The organism is Yersinia rohdei ATCC 43380, from assembly GCF_000173775.1.
Taxonomy (GTDB): domain Bacteria; phylum Pseudomonadota; class Gammaproteobacteria; order Enterobacterales; family Enterobacteriaceae; genus Yersinia; species Yersinia rohdei.
This window is the reverse complement of the sequence record NZ_ACCD01000021.1, coordinates 25256-37628: the sequence shown is the minus strand read 5'-3', so window position 1 is coordinate 37628 and position 12373 is coordinate 25256. Positions and strand designations below refer to the sequence as shown.

The following is a 12373-nucleotide window of genomic DNA, read 5'->3' as shown; positions in this document are numbered from 1 at the left end:
ACAGATTAGTCCTGTTTATTGCCTAGACTATCTGACGGCTCATCAACTCTGTATAAGCCAAACGGATATCATCCATTAGTCTTTTTGCTATCGGTGTTAACGGCTGTTGCCGTCGGTAGATTAAACTATAATAGCCATCAGGAAGTTTTTCTTTGATGGGTATTATAGATAATTTATGCTGCAGATGAGGGATGGTGACCATCACTTTTGGTCCAACGAACAAATAGTCCTCGTTTAAAATAAGTTGTTCTGCAATCGTGGCTGAGTTACCAAAAATCACCGAACACGTCGGTTCTTTACCATTAGGGAAGATTAACGTTTCTATATCATTATAGAAACCGGCACTGGCTGTAGGTAAATACCACTTAGCTCCGCTTAACTCACTTAGCGATGTGCTGTTTGATAATGGATGCCCTTTACGGGCAAATACCGCAAATTGAGAAACCGCCAAATGCTCATCCACAAATTCACGAAGTGAGATATCAGGAGTGACTATCCCAATAAAAAAATCTAGCCGGCCAAGGCGTAAAGACGCTAATAACTCAGAAAGTTGCCCTTCAGCAACAGTAATTCGTGCGCTGGTATATATCTCTTGGAAACTTTTTATAACATCGGGAATAAAAGTGAATGCCGGTAAATGAGAGCAGCCAAAAGTGACTAAACCTTCAGAGTCGCGCCCAATTTGTTCCAATTCATCAAGAGCGCGCTCTAATTCGTTCAGCACCAAGTTCATTCTTGGTTCAAATATTCTACCCATGGTCGTTAATTCTGCACCATGTACACCGCGAACTAATAACGGCACACCGAGTATTCGCTCCAACTCTTGAATACTTCTTGTCATGGCCGGCTGTGTCTGGTGTAGCGCTTGGGCAGCGGTTCGAATACTACCATGTTGAATAATCGCCCTTAGGTTTTTCAACTGGTTTGTTTTAGGTAGCTCTCTCATGCCATTCTCACTGAGTTGATAAAAACCTTGTTCATTGCTGAACAGTATTCTGACTCGATGGTTACCTGTTACATTATTTTGTTTAACACGCCAAGTTTAGCCATCGCTGAATGTCAGTTGTATCACGTTATATTTTTACTGTGTTTATAATGGGCGCATTTCGATATTGGCAATAAAAAAGCTAAAAGAAGTTAGCGATTACCTTTATCTTGGTCAGTATAACCACTCATAAAGGCGTTTACGCCCAACGAGGTTGGACATTGCCATTACCTTCGCCAGTGACTCTCTCCCTACACTGTAGCTGTTCCGCTAGAACCTGCTTGATTGCCTATAAAGCTATATCGATTTGAAATACGGCCACCATCGAAAATATTTAGGGTGTCCGTGTTGGTTTCACCCATATATAGATTCTCGCTGATATCCGATGGGATACCCGCACCTTGGTTATGAACCTGGCCATTATCAATAATTAAAGATGTAGCTTGTGCCACCGAAAGACCCAGTAGAAAAACCACTCCTGAGATACTTGAGTGCCAAGTGGGGCGATATGCAATTATCGCTAATTTTTTAAATTTTCTCATGGTGAAATTGTATTTTCCTCAACAAGGATAAATGACGAAATGCCCATCATTAAAAATGTATAAAATAATGGAATAGCTAATGGTATGAGTTTTACTTACATGAGATATCTATTTAACTTGTGGCAACTTATTAGCAATAAATTATAGGTGTTGAAAATTTATTTCTTAAATTTCAATGAGTTTAGTGCCGGTTGAATGAAGATTGGCGGCGATAATTGTAATTAGACTGTAAAATTAAAGAAATAAATATTTTTAGCGGAGTTCTGGTTAAGTAACAGCTGATTATTTGTTGCGGTAAAATACTCCCGAGTACATATAACTTCAGAATGTTGGGTGTTTTAAATGATTTCGTCCATAAATAATTATGCATTCTGATTGTCTCTTTTTTCTCGGTTGTATTTTAGAAAACACATAATGGAGTATTTATTAATTATTTTATTTAGGAAGCGCCTTATTTTTTGTAGGAAAAATCCCAAACTAATGTGAGGCTATGGCCGATTTATTTTTACACTAGGAATATTTAACCCACATTTATGTCTCTTTACATGGGAGCAACATTATTGCATTTAAAATGACCGACATCACAAAAGTAAAATTTAATTAATATTTCTATTGAGTTTGTCTCTGTGTTTTAAGATTCTCATGTGGAACCGGTTACCTCGTTACCTGAAAGTGAGAAGATACATGAGTTCTTCGCAGGTAACTAAATTATAACTATATGAATATAATAGCTAATTATGACTTTATGTTGATAGGGGCAATTTCCTTAAGCGGCAGAGTGTAGTTAGCTTAGCGTGCACCATTACGGGGAGTTATCACTCATGTCAAAAAATTTTGCCGCTGTAGCCCGACAAATAATCGATGCCATTGGTGGGGTCGGTAACATCGCGGCAGTGACCCATTGCATGACACGTTTACGTTTTGTGCTTAATGATGATAATGCGGTCGAACTGGCTAAACTAAAATCCATCACCGGAGTAATGGGGGTGGTTCGCAATGAAAATCAATGCCAGGTTATCATTGGTAATAATGTTTCGGCAGCTTATGCCGAAGTGATTAAGTTGCTTCCTGAAGGCGCATTAGCGGCAAGTGCGTCGCCCCAGAAAAGTAAAATCACCTTAAAACGTATTGGGTCGGGGATCCTTGATGCACTGATTGGCACTATGTCACCTTTGATTCCGGCGATTATTGGCGGTTCAATGGTGAAGTTACTGGCCATGATCCTGGATATGACCGGACTCTTTGGGAAAGGCTCATCGACAATAATTATTCTTAATGTCATTGGTGACGGGGCTTTCTTCTTCTTACCAGTGATGGTTGCGGCTTCTGCGGCGATAAAATTCAAAACCAATATGTCGCTCGCGATTGCTATTGCTGGGGTATTGGTTCACCCGGCCTTTATTGATTTGATGGCAAAAGCGGCACAGGGCCAACAGGTTGATTTTATGGGGGTGCCAATCACGGCCGTTAAGTACACCTATACTGTGATTCCTGCCCTCTGTATGACTTGGCTACTGTCTTATATTGAGCGATGGGTCGACAAAATCACCCCTGCGGTCACTAAAAACTTCCTTAAACCGATGCTAATTGTGCTGATTTCTGCCCCTATTGCCATCATCTTCATCGGCCCGCTGGGGATCTGGATCGGTAGTGGTATTTCCTCTCTGGTATATACCGTGCATGACTATTTGGGCTGGTTATCAGTTGCAATTATGGGGGCTCTCTGGCCATTGTTGGTCATGACCGGCATGCACCGAGTTTTTACGCCAACCATCATTCAAACCATTGCTGAAACAGGGAAAGAGGGTATGGTTATGCCGTCAGAAATTGGGGCAAACCTTTCTCTGGGCGGTTCCTCACTGGCGGTCGCCTGGCGCACCAAAAACCCTGAATTACGCCAAACCGCACTGGCTGCTGCGGCCTCTGCGATTGTGGCTGGTATTTCTGAACCCGCACTTTACGGTGTTGCGCTGCGGCTCAAACGCCCACTGATCGCCAGCTTGATTAGTGGCTTTATTTGCGGTGCAGTGGCGGGAATTGGCGGGCTTGCCAGTCACTCGATGGCATCTCCTGGGCTATTTACCAGTGTCCAGTTCTTCGACCCGGCAAATCCGATGAGTATTGTGTGGGTATTTGGCGTCATGGTCTTGGCAATAGTGATTTCTTTTGTCACGACATTGCTCCTGGGATTTGAAGATATTCCTGTGGAAGAGAGCGACAGCCAGCACGCTACTGACCCAGTAATTTCACACAATACGGCAAAAATTAACTAAATAAAGAGGTACTTAATGCCAGCATCTACATTTCCTGACGGCTTTTTATGGGGCGGCGCATTAGCTGCAAACCAGGCCGAAGGCGCTTGTTTTGAAGGTGGGAAAGGGCTGACTACGGTGGATATGATCCCACATGGCCCGCACCGTTTGGCCGTCAAATTAGGGCAGGAAAAGCGTTTTACCTTACGGGATGATGAGTTTTATCCCAGCCATCAGGCAATCGATTTTTATCATCGTTATAAAGAAGATATCGCGTTAATGGCTGAGATGGGGTTCACCGTATTTCGCACATCAATAGCCTGGAGCCGGATTTATCCAAATGGTGATGAACTGACACCGAACGCCGAAGGGATTGCTTTTTACCGTGACCTTTTTCGCGAATGTAAAAAATACAATATTGAGCCGCTGGTGACGTTGTGCCACTTTGATGTTCCCATGCATCTGGTCACTGAATATGGTTCGTGGCGTAACCGGAAAATGGTTGAATTCTTCACGCGCTATGCCCGCACATGTTTTGAGGCGTTTGATGGTTTGGTGAAGTATTGGCTGACATTTAATGAGATTAACATCTTGCTGCATAGCCCATTTTCTGGTGCTGGTTTGGTGTTTGAACCGCATGAAAATCAGGAACAGGTTAAGTACCAGGCAGCCCATCACGAGCTACTCGCCAGCGCATTGGCCACAAAAATTGCTCATGAGGTAAACCCGGAAAACCAGGTTGGCTGCATGTTGGCGGGGGGGAATTTTTATCCACGTACTTGCAAACCTGAGGATGTGTGGGCGGCGCTGGAAAAAGATCGTGAAAATCTGTTTTTCATTGATGTGCAGGCGAGGGGCGCTTATCCGGCCTACACCAAACGACTTTTTCGGGAAAAAGGCATTTCGATTGTCACTGAAGTAGGCGACGATGAAATTCTCAAAGATACGGTGGATTTTGTTTCCTTTAGCTATTATGCCTCTCGTTGCGCGTCCGCAGATATGAATGAGCATAACAGCAGTGCTGCTAATATCGTCAAATCGCTAAAAAATCCGCATATTCAGGCCAGTGAATGGGGCTGGGGAATTGACCCCTTAGGGCTGAGAATTACCATGAATATGATGTATGACCGTTATCAAAAGCCGCTGTTTTTAGTGGAAAATGGTTTAGGCGCCAAGGACGAAATTAACCCTCAGGGTGAAATTGAAGACGATTACCGCATCAGTTATTTACGCGAACATATTAACGCGATGGCCGATGCTATTGATGATGGTATTCCGGTCATCGGATATACCTCATGGGGATGTATTGATTTGGTTTCTGCCTCTACCGGCGAAATGAGCAAGCGCTATGGCTTTATTTATGTCGATCGCGATGACCAGGGGAAAGGAACTTTAGCTCGCAAGAAAAAGAAATCTTTCTATTGGTATAAAAAAGTCATTGCCAGTAATGGTGCTGATTTGAGTTAAATAATTCGCTGGGAACAGTATTTATTACTGATATTCCCAGCGAGTAATGTAATACGGATATGGGCTATTTTGATTTTATATTTATCTGTTATTACTCAGTACGATCGCGCGGTGAACCTTTTTTCAGGTTGGTCATAAAATCCATAAATGCGGTACGTAATGGGGCAAACAGCGGGTGCTTGCGATTTTCTAGCATTGTTTCTGAGAATAACTTCAGACCCAATGCAAAGGCGGCGGTTTTTTCTGCGCCAAAGTCCAAATCTTTCCGTGCCTGCAACCGTTCGATGATGCCGAGGATCTCATCGTGATTCTCGGCTTCAAATGTGACCGCTGCTTTATCCATGGCGTCACCTTTGCGGTCGGTCAGCGGTTCAATGGTGATACGATAGCGGTAACCTGGCATCAGTTTTTCTCCGGCACATTTTCTGCAGTGTCCACCGCTTGCGGTGCTAGTTCTTTCTCGATGGCCTCTACCGCGGTTAATAAGGCGGCATTAATGCGCACGACCTGCTCAGGTGTGACATCCGAGCGCAGCATATTACTGCGTAAAATGTGGCGTAAGCGATGCATAGCATCAGAAATACCCTCAGCCAGATTCCCCTCAGGACGTCGGTTTACCTGTGCCAGTCGCGAGAAAATCACATCAACCATCTCTTGATTTTGCTGCAATTCAATTTTACCGGCTTCAGTTATTTGATAGCTTTTTCGGCCATTTCCTGTTGCTACCGGAGTAACAAAATCTTGCTCTTCCAACAGGGTTAACGTTGGGTAGATAACCCCAGGGCTTGGCACATACAGGCCTGATGATGCTTCTTCAATAGCTTTAATCAGCTCATAACCGTGGCTGGGTTTTTTAGCCACCAGTGCGAGCAACACTATCCGTAACTCACCATGCCCGAACAAACGGTGCATTTTATCACCGCGCCCACCTCGGCCTCCTCTGGTTGCCCCCGCCCCTTCTGCTGACATAGTGTGACGACCGCCACGATGCACTCTTTCACCGCCGCGGCGATGCCCGTCATGATGTCCATCGCCACCTTGGTGACCACGTTTTGAAAAACCAAACATAATAAATCCTCTTTAGATATATCGAAAACGTTTCGATATATCTAAAGTATAGCGATATATCTAAATTGGCAAGAGGAAGATGTAAAAAGATATATCTAAATGTGCTGGGCTATCGCATCTGTCAGTGGTGATGAGAATGGGTTTGAGGGGGGGAGGGCAAGGGGGATTTCGAATAGCAGAGTATGAATCCATCCTAAATAACCAAGGCACGACCAGAGTCAGTGCCTTGGTAGGAAAAGGGGGAAAATACCGCTTCGCTATCAGTTTTTCTTAACAAACTCAGATTTCAGTTTCATGGGGCCAAAGCCATCGATTTTACAATCGATATTGTGGTCACCTTCAACCAGACGAATACTTTTCACCTTGGTGCCAATTTTCAGAGTTGAGGAGCTGCCTTTTACTTTCAGATCCTTAACCACGGTGACTGCATCGCCATCAGCAAGCAGGTTACCATTGGCATCACGTACTACTAAACCTTCTTCTGGCGCTGCTGAATCGCTATTTTCAGACCACTCATGACCACATTCCGGGCAATTCAGTTTCTCCCCTTCCTGCCATGTGTATTCAGAACTGCACTTTGGACAGTTTGGTAAACTCATTGTGCTAACCTCTTGAAATTAAACTTAATAAAGTTAAAAAAATGCAAAATAAAAGACTACGGACTTGATAAGGACATATTTTACACTTTTTATCCTGTTAAAGGATAGTCAGAGCGGCGATTAAGGCCATCAAAATGGGTTCAGCTAAGGTTGTTAACTCACATTACGCTAAATGGACTGTTTGTTTAACATTAGTAAATTAAATGGCTTAAGAGCCAGGTTTTAACCATTGTACTTTGCACGTCACGATGAAAATTAATGGCCCTGCCACCCGATTTTCCTCTGACCTAAAGGAAAAAAGCGATCTAACTTCCTAACCATCAAGAGACGCCGCACCGCCCCATACATGGCTTTGTCCGCTTAGCCCCCCCTTATGGCACTTCGATGAATTTCTTTTTTTAGCTCATCAAGGTGTGCCAGAACCTGTAAACGTTTTTCGCGCTAATCCCAACTTGTCAGCAAAATCGCAAGGGGTTGGCCGTTTTGTGATCCATATTGCAGTACGCTATTTATATTTTGTACTACAATCCAGTCGAAGGTTAAGAACAATAGTTGTGAATTGTGCGGTGATCTTGCGACGCAAAGGCTCGATACAGTTAAAATACTTGGCAACTTTTCCTTTTTGTCTTTCGCGGAGCACCTATGAGTAGCCAAGAGTTGAGCAAAACCGATCGCATTATTCTCGAGATAGGGCAGCAAATCGTTAGTGGTAAATATGCCCCAGGGTCTGCACTGCCAGCTGAAACCGAGCTGTGCGAAGAGTTCCAGACGTCGCGGAACATTATTCGTGAAGTGCTTCGCTCGTTGATGTCGAAGCGGTTGGTAGAGATAAAACGTTATCGCGGTGCCTTTGTGGCTTTACGCAATCAGTGGAATTATCTGGATACGGATGTTTTGCAGTGGTCGTTGGCGAATGATTACGACCCCCGGCTTATCTCGGCGATGAGCGAGGTGCGTAATCTGGTTGAGCCGGTCGTTGCCCGTTGGGCTGCGGAAAGGGCGACCTCCAGCGAGTTGGCGGTTATTGAAAAAGCACTTAACGATATGATCGCCTATCACCAAAATCGTGACGCGTTCAATGAGGCCGACATCCGTTTTCACGAAGCGGTACTGGCGTCGGTGCATAACCCGGTGTTGCAGCAACTCAATGTGGCGATAAGTTCCTTGCAGCGTGCCGTATTTGAACGGACCTATATGGCCGATGAAGCCAACATGCCGCGCACATTGCAGGAGCATCAGGATTTGTATGATGCGATACGGCATCAGAACGCAGATGCCGCAGAACAGGCGGCATTGACAATGATCGCCAGCTCGACCAAAAGGCTGAAGGATATTACATGAGAGAAAGTTATATCGCTATTGACTGGGGCTCGACCAACTTGCGCGCCTGGCTCTATCTGAACGGTGAATGTATCGATCACCTGGAGTCAGAAGCGGGTGTTACCCGGCTCAATGGCCGTACACCCGAACAGGTTTTCCGCGACACACTTTTGCCATGGCAAGCTCATCAGGTACCGGTTCTGATGGCAGGAATGGTTGGCAGCAACGCAGGATGGATGACGGTGCCGTATCTGCCTTGCCCGACGCGGCTGACTGATTTGTTCAAGCAGTTAACGCGAGTTGAGCAGGCCACACCATTCAACGCGTGGATTATTCCAGGTCTGAGTGTGGTCAACGCGGATAATTGCAATGTCATACGCGGCGAAGAAACACAGTTAATCGGTGCTTATACAGAATGTCCGGCCTCACTGTATTTGATGCCGGGAACGCACAGTAAATGGGTACAGATGGATGGCAGCGAAATAGTTGATTTCCGCACCGTCATGACGGGCGAACTCCACCATTTGTTGATGCAGCAATCGCTGATTGGTATCGGGTTGACTGAGCAACAGGCCAATCCGGCGGTATTCCAGCAAGGGCTGGAGAGTGGTTTCAAAGAAACCAACATTATTCGCCGTCTTTTTGAGACCCGTGCGGCGCATGTATTGGGGCAATTAGATAAAAGCGCTGTCAGTGAATGGCTATCAGGGTTGTTGATCGGCAATGAAGTGGCGCAAATGCAGCGCCAGTACTGCGCCACTGGAGATAAGCCCATAACCTTAATTGGTAGCCCGAAATTGACTGTGCGTTATCAGCAAGCATTGAAGTTTGCCGGGCTGACCTGGCAAACGCTGGAGGGCGACCGCGCTTTCCAGGCCGGAATAAGGAGTATTATCAATGAATTGGACTACTGATCTTCCGTTGATCGCCATTCTGCGGGGTATCACACCACAAGAGGTTCAGGCGCATGTGACAGCATTGTTGGAGGCTGGTTTTGATGCAGTGGAGATCCCTCTCAACTCTCCTGACTGGCAGCGCAGTATCAGTGAAACGGTGAAAGAGTTTGGGCATCGCGCGCTGATTGGTGCCGGTACGGTTTTGCAACCGGCGCAAGTTGATGAACTGAATGCGATGGGTAGCCGTCTGGTGGTAACCCCCAATATTCAGCCGGAAGTGATTCGCCTGGCGGTGGAGTATGGCATGACCGTTTGCCCGGGCTGCGCGACCGCGACGGAAGCCTTCAATGCGTTGGATGCGGGTGCTGAGGCGCTGAAAATCTTCCCTTCTAATTCATTTGGGCCAGATTACATCAAAGCGTTGAAAGCCGTGCTACCGCCAGAAGTTCCGGTCTTTGCAGTGGGTGGTATCACTCCTGAGAATTTACATCTCTATCTTAATGCCGGTTGTATCGGTGCAGGGTTGGGAAGCGATCTCTACCGTGCCGGACAGCCAGTTGAACGTACGACACAGCAAGCCAAAGCATTTGTTAAAGCCTATAAGGAATCGACCCGATGAAAGTGACTAAACTAACCACATACCGGCTGCCGCCGCGCTGGATGTTCCTGAAAATAGAAACGGATGAAGGCATTGTCGGTTGGGGAGAACCGGTTGTTGAAGGCCGTGCCCGCAGTGTTGAGGCTGCTGTGCATGAGCTGTCTGAATATGTGATAGGACAGGATCCGGCGCGAATCAATGACATTTGGCAGACGCTCTATCGCGGTGGATTTTATCGCGGTGGTCCGATTCTGATGAGCGCGATTTCCGGCATCGATCAGGCACTGTGGGACATTAAGGGCAAAGCCTTGGGCGTTCCCGTCTATCAACTGCTAGGTGGTCTGGTTCGTGACAAGATTAAAGCCTATAGTTGGGTTGGCGGCGACCGCCCAGCGGATGTGATTGAAGGCATTAAAAAGTTGAAAGGCATTGGTTTCGATACCTTTAAACTCAATGGTTGCGAAGAGATGGGCTTGATAGACAACTCACGTAAAGTTGACGACGCCGTCGCCGTTGTGGCGCAAATACGTGAAGCATTCGGTAACAGCATTGAGTTCGGCCTTGACTTCCACGGCCGCGTCAATGCACCTATGGCGAAGATCTTGATCAAAGAGCTTGAACCTTACCGCCCGCTATTTATCGAAGAACCGGTACTGGCCGAACAGGCCGAATATTATCCTCGGCTGGCCGCGCAAACGCATATTCCCATTGCCGCCGGTGAACGCATGTTCTCGCGCTTTGAGTTCAAACGCGTATTGGCCGACGGTGGTTTAGCTATTATCCAGCCGGATCTGTCTCACGCGGGTGGGATCACGGAATGCTTCAAAATTGCGGCGATGGCAGAATCTTACGACATTTCGCTGGCACCGCACTGCCCATTGGGGCCGATCGCACTGGCTTCTTGCCTGCATCTGGATTTTGTGGCGCGTAATGCGGTATTCCAAGAGCAAAGTATGGGTATCCATTATAATAAGGGTGCCGAATTATTGGATTATGTTGTTAATAAAGACGACTTTACCATGACCGATGGTCATTTCTATCCGCTAAATAAACCTGGGCTGGGCGTTGAAATTAATGAAGAGTTGGTGATTGAGCGCAGTAAGAATGCACCTGATTGGCGCAACCCAATTTGGCGTTATGCAGATGGCAGTGTCGCCGAATGGTAATCTATTCTTTATATTTTAAATAACAGTAATATACAGTAAGCCTATATCAATAAAGTAATTAATAAAAATATCGATATACACATATTTGTTTTTGAATCCACATTGAGTGGAGTGGCCATCTTATGCCCTGAAACTAGGGATAGACTCATTAAGGTGATAATAATGAACATCGATCTGTGCTCTACAACACTAAAAAAATTAAACGCAAAAATAATACCTTTTATTATTATTTGCTACTTTGTTGCCAATCTGGATAAAACCAATATATCCGTTGCGGCACTACAAATGAATGCCGATTTGGGCCTGTCTGCCAGTATGTATGGCCTGGGTGTAGGTATGTTCTATATCTCCTACATCATTTTTGAAATACCCAGTAACGTCATTATGACTCGGGTTGGTGCACGCATCTGGATTGCGCGCATCATGATTACTTGGGGGATTGTCAGCGCTGGGATGTCATTGGTTCAGACGCCGACACAATTGTATGTGATGCGCTTTTTACTTGGTATGGCGGAAGCCGGGTTTACCCCGGGGATTATCTACTATATCTCCTGCTGGTTTCCTAAGAGCAACCGTGCCCGTGCTATGTCGTTCTTCTATATGGGATCGGTGCTGGCATCAGTGATTGGATTACCGATTTCGGGAAGTATTCTCAATATGCACGGTATTGCCGATATCGCGGGCTGGCGTTGGCTGTTTGCGATGGAAGGTATCCCAGCCATCATTCTCGGCTGCCTGGTGCTGTTACGCCTGCCGGATTCACCAAACCATGCCACCTGGCTGAGTGCGGACGAGAAAAAATGGCTGAACACCACGTTACAACAAGAGAATGGTGACGCAGACGTTGGCAAACATCATTCATGGGCCAGTGCGCTCAGGAATAAAGTGGTATTGCTATTGAGTCTGGTGTGGTTCTTACAAGCATTTTGCTCAATTGGCATTACGCTCTTCCTGCCGTTAATTATTAAAAGTGTAGTTACCGAACAGAGCAATTTCGTTATTAGCGTTTTGTCGGCTATTCCTTTTGCCTTTGCAGCTCTCTTTATGTACGTAAATGGACGTCATTCGGATCTGACCAAAGAGCGCTCGTTGCATCTGGGGGTGCCGTTGATTATTTCCGGCTTACTGCTGGCCGCATCGATATACACCAGTAACCTCTTTATTGCCTATATTATGCTGGTATTGACCGTTGGTTTTAACTTCGCATTGACCCCAATATTCTGGGCGGTAACGACCGAAAAATTAGCGGGTGTTGCTGCGGCGGCTTCTATCGCCTTCATTAATGCCATTGCCAACTTTGCCGGTCTGGGATTACCGCCATTACTGGGCAAAATAAAGGATGTCACCGGCAGTTTCCATTATGGTTTATTGATAATTGCTACGGCACTGGTTATCGGCGGCATCGTTGGTATCTATGTCGGCCGCCCGTCCAAGATAATGGCGACAAAATCGTCAGTCTCATCGTTATCGCAACACTAAG

General features: G+C 45.9%; 12 protein-coding genes. 7 read left to right on the top strand and 5 right to left on the bottom strand.

The window, feature by feature from the left end:
* Positions 1-22: 22 nt before the first annotated feature.
* Positions 23-946: a LysR substrate-binding domain-containing protein gene (locus YROHD0001_RS05210; protein WP_032817403.1), complete on the bottom strand. Its 924-nt coding sequence runs from the start codon at positions 944-946 to the stop codon at positions 23-25.
* A gap of 290 nt (positions 947-1236) precedes the next feature.
* Positions 1237-1527, bottom strand: coding sequence for a hypothetical protein (locus YROHD0001_RS0118320; RefSeq protein ID WP_032817401.1), 291 nt, complete (start codon positions 1525-1527; stop codon positions 1237-1239).
* Positions 1528-2348: 821 nt separating this feature from the next.
* Here YROHD0001_RS0118320 and ascF point away from each other — a divergent pair.
* On the top strand, positions 2349-3800 hold the full coding sequence (ascF, locus tag YROHD0001_RS05215; protein WP_004715637.1) for a PTS cellobiose/arbutin/salicin transporter subunit IIBC: 1452 nt from the start codon (positions 2349-2351) through the stop codon (positions 3798-3800).
* Between the two features lie 15 nt (positions 3801-3815).
* Entirely contained in the window at positions 3816-5246 is a 1431-nt protein-coding gene (locus YROHD0001_RS05220; protein ID WP_004715636.1) for a 6-phospho-beta-glucosidase, read from the top strand.
* Positions 5247-5337: 91 nt separating this feature from the next.
* Here YROHD0001_RS05220 and YROHD0001_RS0118315 read toward each other — a convergent pair whose 3' ends face one another.
* The 3 genes from YROHD0001_RS0118315 to YROHD0001_RS05230 form a co-directional block, all read right to left on the bottom strand.
* On the bottom strand, positions 5338-5649 hold the full coding sequence (locus YROHD0001_RS0118315; RefSeq protein WP_032817399.1) for a DUF3861 domain-containing protein: 312 nt from the start codon (positions 5647-5649) through the stop codon (positions 5338-5340).
* Positions 5649-6314: a PadR family transcriptional regulator gene (locus tag YROHD0001_RS05225; RefSeq protein ID WP_004715635.1), complete on the bottom strand. Its 666-nt coding sequence runs from the start codon at positions 6312-6314 to the stop codon at positions 5649-5651. Before YROHD0001_RS05225 ends, YROHD0001_RS0118315 begins: the two co-directional genes overlap by 1 nt.
* Positions 6315-6574: 260 nt before the next feature.
* Positions 6575-6913, bottom strand: a complete 339-nt coding sequence (locus YROHD0001_RS05230; RefSeq protein WP_004715634.1) for a zinc ribbon domain-containing protein YjdM — start codon at positions 6911-6913, stop codon at positions 6575-6577.
* A 642-nt stretch (positions 6914-7555) separates the two neighbouring features.
* Here YROHD0001_RS05230 and dgoR point away from each other — a divergent pair.
* From dgoR to YROHD0001_RS05255, 5 genes are all read left to right on the top strand, one after another.
* Positions 7556-8254: a D-galactonate utilization transcriptional regulator DgoR gene (gene dgoR, locus YROHD0001_RS05235; RefSeq protein WP_004715633.1), complete on the top strand. Its 699-nt coding sequence runs from the start codon at positions 7556-7558 to the stop codon at positions 8252-8254.
* Positions 8251-9147, top strand: a complete 897-nt coding sequence (locus YROHD0001_RS05240) for a 2-dehydro-3-deoxygalactonokinase (RefSeq protein WP_032817397.1) — start codon at positions 8251-8253, stop codon at positions 9145-9147. Before dgoR ends, YROHD0001_RS05240 begins: the two co-directional genes overlap by 4 nt.
* On the top strand, positions 9131-9748 hold the full coding sequence (locus tag YROHD0001_RS05245) for a 2-dehydro-3-deoxy-6-phosphogalactonate aldolase (RefSeq protein WP_032817396.1): 618 nt from the start codon (positions 9131-9133) through the stop codon (positions 9746-9748). Before YROHD0001_RS05240 ends, YROHD0001_RS05245 begins: the two co-directional genes overlap by 17 nt.
* Complete coding sequence (gene dgoD, locus YROHD0001_RS05250; RefSeq protein WP_032817394.1) at positions 9745-10893, top strand: galactonate dehydratase; 1149 nt, start codon at positions 9745-9747, stop codon at positions 10891-10893. Before YROHD0001_RS05245 ends, dgoD begins: the two co-directional genes overlap by 4 nt.
* Positions 10894-11055: 162 nt before the next feature.
* The gene (locus YROHD0001_RS05255) at positions 11056-12372 is read left to right on the top strand and encodes an MFS transporter (protein ID WP_004715629.1); all 1317 of its coding nucleotides are present in this window, start codon (positions 11056-11058) and stop codon (positions 12370-12372) included.
* Position 12373: the final 1 nt, after the last annotated feature.